Annotated in this window: 6 protein-coding genes; 2 read left to right on the plus strand and 4 right to left on the minus strand. The window is 57.9% G+C overall.

Translation table 11 applies throughout. From position 1 onward, the window contains the following. Nucleotides 1–402 precede the first annotated feature (402 nt). A complete protein-coding gene (locus R6T97_RS11755) occupies nucleotides 403–1,437 on the minus strand; it encodes an N-acetylneuraminate synthase family protein (RefSeq protein ID WP_410349481.1) in 1,035 nt (344 codons plus the stop codon). A gap of 128 nt (nucleotides 1,438–1,565) precedes the next feature. Here R6T97_RS11755 and R6T97_RS11760 point away from each other — a divergent pair, with 128 nt between their 5' ends. Next, complete coding sequence (locus R6T97_RS11760; RefSeq protein ID WP_410349482.1) at nucleotides 1,566–2,273, plus strand: fused DSP-PTPase phosphatase/NAD kinase-like protein; 708 nt, start codon at nucleotides 1,566–1,568, stop codon at nucleotides 2,271–2,273. Here R6T97_RS11760 and R6T97_RS11765 read toward each other — a convergent pair. Further along, nucleotides 2,270–2,983: an acylneuraminate cytidylyltransferase family protein gene (locus R6T97_RS11765; protein WP_410349483.1), complete on the minus strand. Its 714-nt coding sequence runs from the start codon at nucleotides 2,981–2,983 to the stop codon at nucleotides 2,270–2,272. The genes R6T97_RS11760 and R6T97_RS11765 overlap by 4 nt on opposite strands. 3 nt (nucleotides 2,984–2,986) lie before the next feature. Next, on the minus strand, nucleotides 2,987–4,708 hold the full coding sequence (metG, locus tag R6T97_RS11770; protein WP_410349484.1) for a methionine--tRNA ligase: 1,722 nt from the start codon (nucleotides 4,706–4,708) through the stop codon (nucleotides 2,987–2,989). A gap of 135 nt (nucleotides 4,709–4,843) precedes the next feature. Between metG and R6T97_RS11775 the strand changes: the two genes are divergently transcribed. Next, nucleotides 4,844–5,308 (plus strand): outer membrane protein, encoded by a 465-nt coding sequence (locus R6T97_RS11775; protein WP_410349485.1) that lies wholly within the window; start codon nucleotides 4,844–4,846, stop codon nucleotides 5,306–5,308. Here the strand turns inward: R6T97_RS11775 and R6T97_RS11780 are convergent. Continuing rightward, nucleotides 5,305–6,027: MFS transporter (locus tag R6T97_RS11780; protein WP_410349486.1), on the minus strand; the 723-nt coding region annotated here is incomplete at its 5' end. The two genes, R6T97_RS11775 and R6T97_RS11780, sit on opposite strands and share 4 nt — an antisense overlap.

The following is a 6,027-nucleotide window of genomic DNA, read 5'->3' on the forward strand; positions in this document are numbered from 1 at the left end:
CCCGCTACGCCCGCAAGGATAACGCCAAGCAAGGCGAGCCCGATCAACAGCTTTCTTTTCATCGACGCCGGTCCTTCAGGTCACCGACCGGCATTAAAGCAGCACCAATAGAAGTTGCTTTGCTCTGGGTTAAGCAGACGCGCGGCAATCACATATGTGATAGTGTGATCCACTCCATAGACTGTCGTGAAGCATCATGGGCACGTGCGTCATGCGAGCGCCGCAACCACGCACCCCGTAAGAGTGCAATACAGTGGTCACAAGCTTGGCGCACGTAGTTGGGCAGTTTGCCGGTGTTGACCGTTTGCCGGGGGGGCGTGGCTACGAGACGTGATCCCAAGACTGCAATTGATCTACCGCGCTTGTGATTTCACAGACCATTGCACAAGATTGCAAAGTGGCTCAGCCATCCAGATCAGCCCACTTCAGCTGTGTATTCCGTGCGACTGCCTTGTTCAGCGTCTGGCCAACGACCTTGTCGAAATCATATCCCGCAATCTCACCTGAACCGGGGCGGCGGGTCCAGATATCGGCTTCGGTGATAAGATGACCCGCAGGCAGGTCGCGGTCGGCCACTACGGATGCGCGGGCGAAGCGATAGACGTCTTCCTCGGCGCTCGTGCGCTCTTTGGGGTTGTGCAGGGCGGTATGGATTTCGCGGGAACGGTCGATCAGATAGCGCAGTTCGGCGGGGTCCATCGAATTGATGATATCGGGGCCCTTGCGATAGCGCGTGTCGGTGTAATGACGCTCGAGGATACAGGCCCCCAGTGCCACTGATGCCAGCGCCATATCGGGGCCGATGGAGTGGTCGGAGAAGCCGACGACGGCCTTGGGAAAGGCAGCCCTGAGGTCGGTAACCCCCTGCAAGGAAACGATTTCAGGCGGTGAAGGGTAAAGGTTCGTACATTCCAGCAAGGCGTATTCAATACCCGCCGCATCCAGAATGGCGACTGAGGCGCGGATCGATTCGATGCTTTGCATTCCCGTGGACATGATCACCGGCTTGCCCATCCGCGCGATATGGCGGATCAGCGGCAGGTTGTCGGCCTCGCCCGATCCGATCTTGAAGGCGGGCACATCCAGATCGTTCAGGAAATCAGCGGCCGCGCGCGAAAACGGCGTGGAGATCCAGATCATGCCGAGGCTTTCGGTGTAGCGTTTCAACTCTGTTTCGTCTTCGAGTGACAGTGCGCACTCCGCCATCACATCCCAGATCGATACATCGGCGTTGGGCGGAAAGATCTGCTTGGCCTCTTCGGTCATCTCGTCTTCGATGATGTGGGTCTGGTGCTTGATCATTTCGCAACCGGCACCGGCGGCCAGACGCACCATTTCCTTGGCGACATCCAGATTACCGCCGTGGTTGATGCCGATTTCCGCAATGACAAGGGGCGGATGCTGGGGTCCGATTTTGCGGCCTGCGATGTCCATCATGGGTCTCCTACATCTGTGCTTGCGGCGTGTTTATGGGGTTTCACCCTGAGGGGCAATTGGCTCTGTGCCATTGCAAAGCGCATACGCATGGTCCAAGTGACAGCCCAACGCCGACGATTGAGCCCAAGATGATCCGCAAGATATTCACAGCATTGGACCGCAAAGAGCGCGAATTGCGCCAGTCATTCGGGCATGACATCACGGACCCGACAGAACGCAAACGCTCTTACTGGCACGTCCGGTGGCTGGATCACGGTGTTCTGCGCACGTTCTGGCACAACTTTGAAAAGGTCAGTGACGGCGTCTATCGGTCAAACCATCCCGATCACAAACGGTTTGAGGCTTATGCGGCAATGGGAATCAAGACGGTTCTCAATTTGCGGGGGGTCGCCAGTCAACCGCACTACCTTTTCGAGGCAGAAAGCTGCGAGCGATTGGGCCTGACACTGGTCACCATTTCGATGTCGGCGCGGCAGGCACCCAAGGCCGAGCAGTTGATCAAAGTCATCGACGCTTTTGAGACAATGGAGCGCCCGTTTCTGATGCACTGCAAATCAGGGGCGGACCGCACAGGGCTGGTCGCGGCACTTTATCTGATGGTGCAGGAAGGGCAGCCGGTGGAGGTGGCGCGTCGTCAACTCGGTTTCCGTTACCTGCATATTCGCAGGACCGCGACAGGTATTCTGGACCATTTCCTTGATGTTTACGCGGCACGGAACGCGCAGACGCCCATCGCCATCACAGACTGGATCAAAACCGAATATGATCGCGATACTCTGACGGCCAGCTTTGCAGCCAAGCAAGCCGCACTCAAGCCTTGGCAGGGGTGGCTCTAGGCTGGCTCGCGCAATCCGTCCGCAATCTGCTTGCCAAGCAGGTATTCGATCACGTCCCAGTCAAACGGGCTGTCGACGTCAAGGCTGCGTTCATTGGGCACGATAAGCGGAATGACATGCCCTTCAAAAAGCCGCGTCGCCTTGCGCAGATAGGATGGCTTTACCACATAAACGAGGCCAACATGGTCATAGACCATTGGAGCCTGCTGGCGGGCCACAACGCCGTTCGGCAGGGGTTTGGACACCTGCAAGGCGCCATTTGCGTCTTTTTCCAGCATATTGAAATACGGGTTCTTGCGGCTCTCGCAACAGGACATGACCATGTCGGGGTTTTCTGCTTCAAACAGATCAAGGCCCGCGTCGATATCTTCGGGCAGGCGCAACGGTGACGTGCAATCAAGATCAAGGAATGCGTCCGCAGGTCCGGTCTGTTTTTCGGCCTCGCCCAAGGCGTGCTGCCAAACATCCCACTTTGCCGCCGTATCCGTGGCCAGCGCGGCAGGGCGCAACCCGATATCAAGGCAGCCGCGCTTGAGCCCATGTTCATACATCTCGGGCAAATCCGTGGACACGACCACATGGTCCACCCGGTCAGACGCGAGCAGTTGATCCAGCGACCAGTCAATCAGGTGCTTGCCATGCAACATGCGGAAGTTCTTGTTCGGCACACCTTTGCTGCCCGCACGTGCGCCGATATGGCCGATGATCATGGCCTATTCTCCTGCGTTGCGGGTTCCCGCAAAGCGGGTGGACCATTCTTCGCGCTCTTCGTCTGTGATCTTGCGGAAAAGGTTCTCGGGCACGTGAAAGGCGTGACCTGCGGGCAGTGACTGGATGGCTGCGGCCACATCCGTGGGCCAACTGTCGTCATCTGTCTGCATCGCGTCGATCATCGCTTTGGACGCGTCCGGAATGAACGAGGCTGACAGCACCGCATAGATGCGGATCAGGTTCAGTGCGAGGCGGACCTGCATGGCCGCTGTCTCGGGATCGGTCTTGAAGGTTGTCCATGGCGCGTTGGCCTGCAGATATTCGTTGCCCAGCACCCAGATGGCGCGCAGTTCCGCCGCTGATTTGCGCACCTCGATTGCGTCCATATGGCCTTCATAGGCGCGGATGCGTGTCGTCAGATCAGCGATCAGTTGCTCTTCCGCCGGACCATATGCGCCGCCTTCGGGAACGGCCTCGCCGAACTTGGAGCGGCAAAACTTAGTAATCCGGCTAACAAAATTTCCCAACACGTCGGCGAGGTCCTTATTGACGTCAGTCTGGAAGGTTTCCCATGTGAACTCCGCGTCCGAGGTTTCTGGTGCATGGGATAAAAGCCACCAACGCCAATAGTCTGGCGGCAAAAGCTCTAGCGCCTGATCCATGAAAACGCCGCGCCCGCGCGAGGTGCTGAACTGGCCGCCATCGTAGTTGAGATAGTTGAAAGACTTGATGTAATCGACGAGTTTCCACGGCTCTTGAGTGCCCTTGATCGTTGCGGGGAAAGACAGCGTGTGGAACGGCACGTTATCCTTGCCCATGAACTGGGTATAGGTGACCTCGTCTGCGCCTTTGTCGGTGCGCCACCAGCTTTGCCAGTTGCTACCTTTGCCCGCGTCTTCCCATTCCTGCGCACAGGCGATGTATTCGATGGGGGCGTCGAACCAGACATAGAACACCTTGCCTTCCATGCCGGGCCAGTCCTGATCGCCTTTCTTGACGGGGATACCCCAATCCAGATCGCGCGTTATGCCGCGGTCTTGCAACCCGTCGCCATCGTTCAGCCATTTCTTGGCGATGGATGTTGTCAGGATCGGCCAGTCTTTCTTGCTCTCGATCCATGCGGCCAGATCGTCTTTGAGTTCAGATTGACGCAGATAAAGGTGCTTTGTTTCGCGCACCTCAAGATCGGTTGCACCGGAAATTGTCGAATGGGGGTTGATCAGGTCGGTCGGGTCCAGTTGCTTGGTGCAATTATCGCATTGGTCGCCCCGCGCGCTTTCGAAGCCGCAGTTCGGGCAGGTCCCTTCGATATACCGATCTGGCAGAAAGCGCCCGTCAGCCACGGAATAGACCTGTTCTTCGGTGACTTCGCGGATCAGGCCCATCTCTTCCAGACGTCCTGCAAAGGCTTGGGTCAATTTGTGGTTCTGCGGGCTGGATGAACGGCCGAAGTGATCAAAGGACAAACGGAACCCTTCAGCTATGTTGGCCTGCACATCGTGCATCTCGGCGCAGTAGTCCGCCACGGGTTTGCCGGCTTTCGCAGCGGCAAGTTCGGCAGGGGTTCCATGTTCGTCCGTGGCGCAGAGAAACAGAACCTCGTGCCCGCGCTGGCGCAGATAGCGGGCGTAAAGGTCGGCGGGCAATTGGCTGCCCACCAGATTTCCAAGGTGTTTGATCCCGTTGATATAGGGAATGGCGGAGGTGATCAGATGGCGGGCCATAGTTATGTCCTTGCAGATTTGCAGCCTATCTAGCGGGGAGTGCTGCCAGATGCCAGATGTTGCGGACCGACTGGCGTTTTGGGGCGTCTCAGGTTACATCTGGATCAACGCCTGATGCAGCCAAGGAGACACCCCATGAAATGCCTGATCCCCGCCGCTATCGCCGCAACCTTTGGTTCTGCCGCCTTTGCCCAGGATGCTTATGTCGGGGCGGGTGTCGATTACCACTACCCGCATTCCGGCGATGCGCAAACCGTCACCTCGGCGATTGCCGGGCTTGGCTTTGACACCGGCCTTTTCGGAATTGGGGCAGAGGCAGAATACGGTCTGCGGGTTGCAGGGGACAACGACTATGACACCGCACGGGTGCGTGGCTGGGTCAGCTATGACTGGTCTGACTATTCATTCCGTTTTGCCGGTGGCGTCACCGAGTATTACTTTGAGGATGATACTGCCGGAGGTTTCAACTTCGGCCTTGGCGCGGAACGTGCGCTTTCGCCAAATCTCACGGTACGGGGTGAGTTGATCCGCGATTTCATGGACAACATCTTTACCGATGCGGTCACCACGACACGGGTAGCCGTTCTTTACAGCTTTTAGCGTTCGCGGCTGCGGCCCAGCAGACGCCCGATCCCGAAACTGGTGCGTGGTGCATAGATGTAGCGTGTCCTGTCCTCTGGTGCCCGGCGCACCCTCATGCGGAAAAGACCAAAGACGACCAGAAACAGGTGGCCAACCGAGATAAAGTAGAAAAGCGCTGCGGGCCCGTAGAACCCGATAAGCGCCGATGTTGTATAAGGTGCCGCAATCGCACCGACCGCGAAAAAGAACATCAGCGCGGCAGAGAGTTCGACGCGTTGATCCGACCGTGCAAAATCATGTGCGTGTGCGGTGGCAACCGAATAGATCGGGAAAGTCGTGAGCCCGAAAAGGAACGAGGCGGCCATAACTGCAAATCTGCCATTGCCGGATGTTGCGACGGTAAAGCCGCATGACACAATCGCCGCCACCGATAGCCAGATCATTATCCAGCGCCGGTCGTACTTGTCCGCAAGCCACCCCACAGGATATTGCGCGATCGCGCCGCCCGCGACGAAGGCCGCAAGGAACGAACCAATCTGATTGGCTGTCAGGCCGACCTCCTGGCCGTAGATGGGGCCGACCATTCGGAAAGATGCACTCGACAATGCGGCGACCAGAACCGCCGCTACCGCAAGTGGCGAACAGGCCCATGCAAGGGCAGGGCGCAACCGCGTGGCGCTGGGTGTTTCGGGTTGGGGCACGCGTGTGACCGCCAAGGGCAGCAATGACGCACAGCA

The sequence above is a fragment of the Yoonia sp. genome (assembly GCF_046498525.1).
Lineage (GTDB): Bacteria > Pseudomonadota > Alphaproteobacteria > Rhodobacterales > Rhodobacteraceae > Yoonia.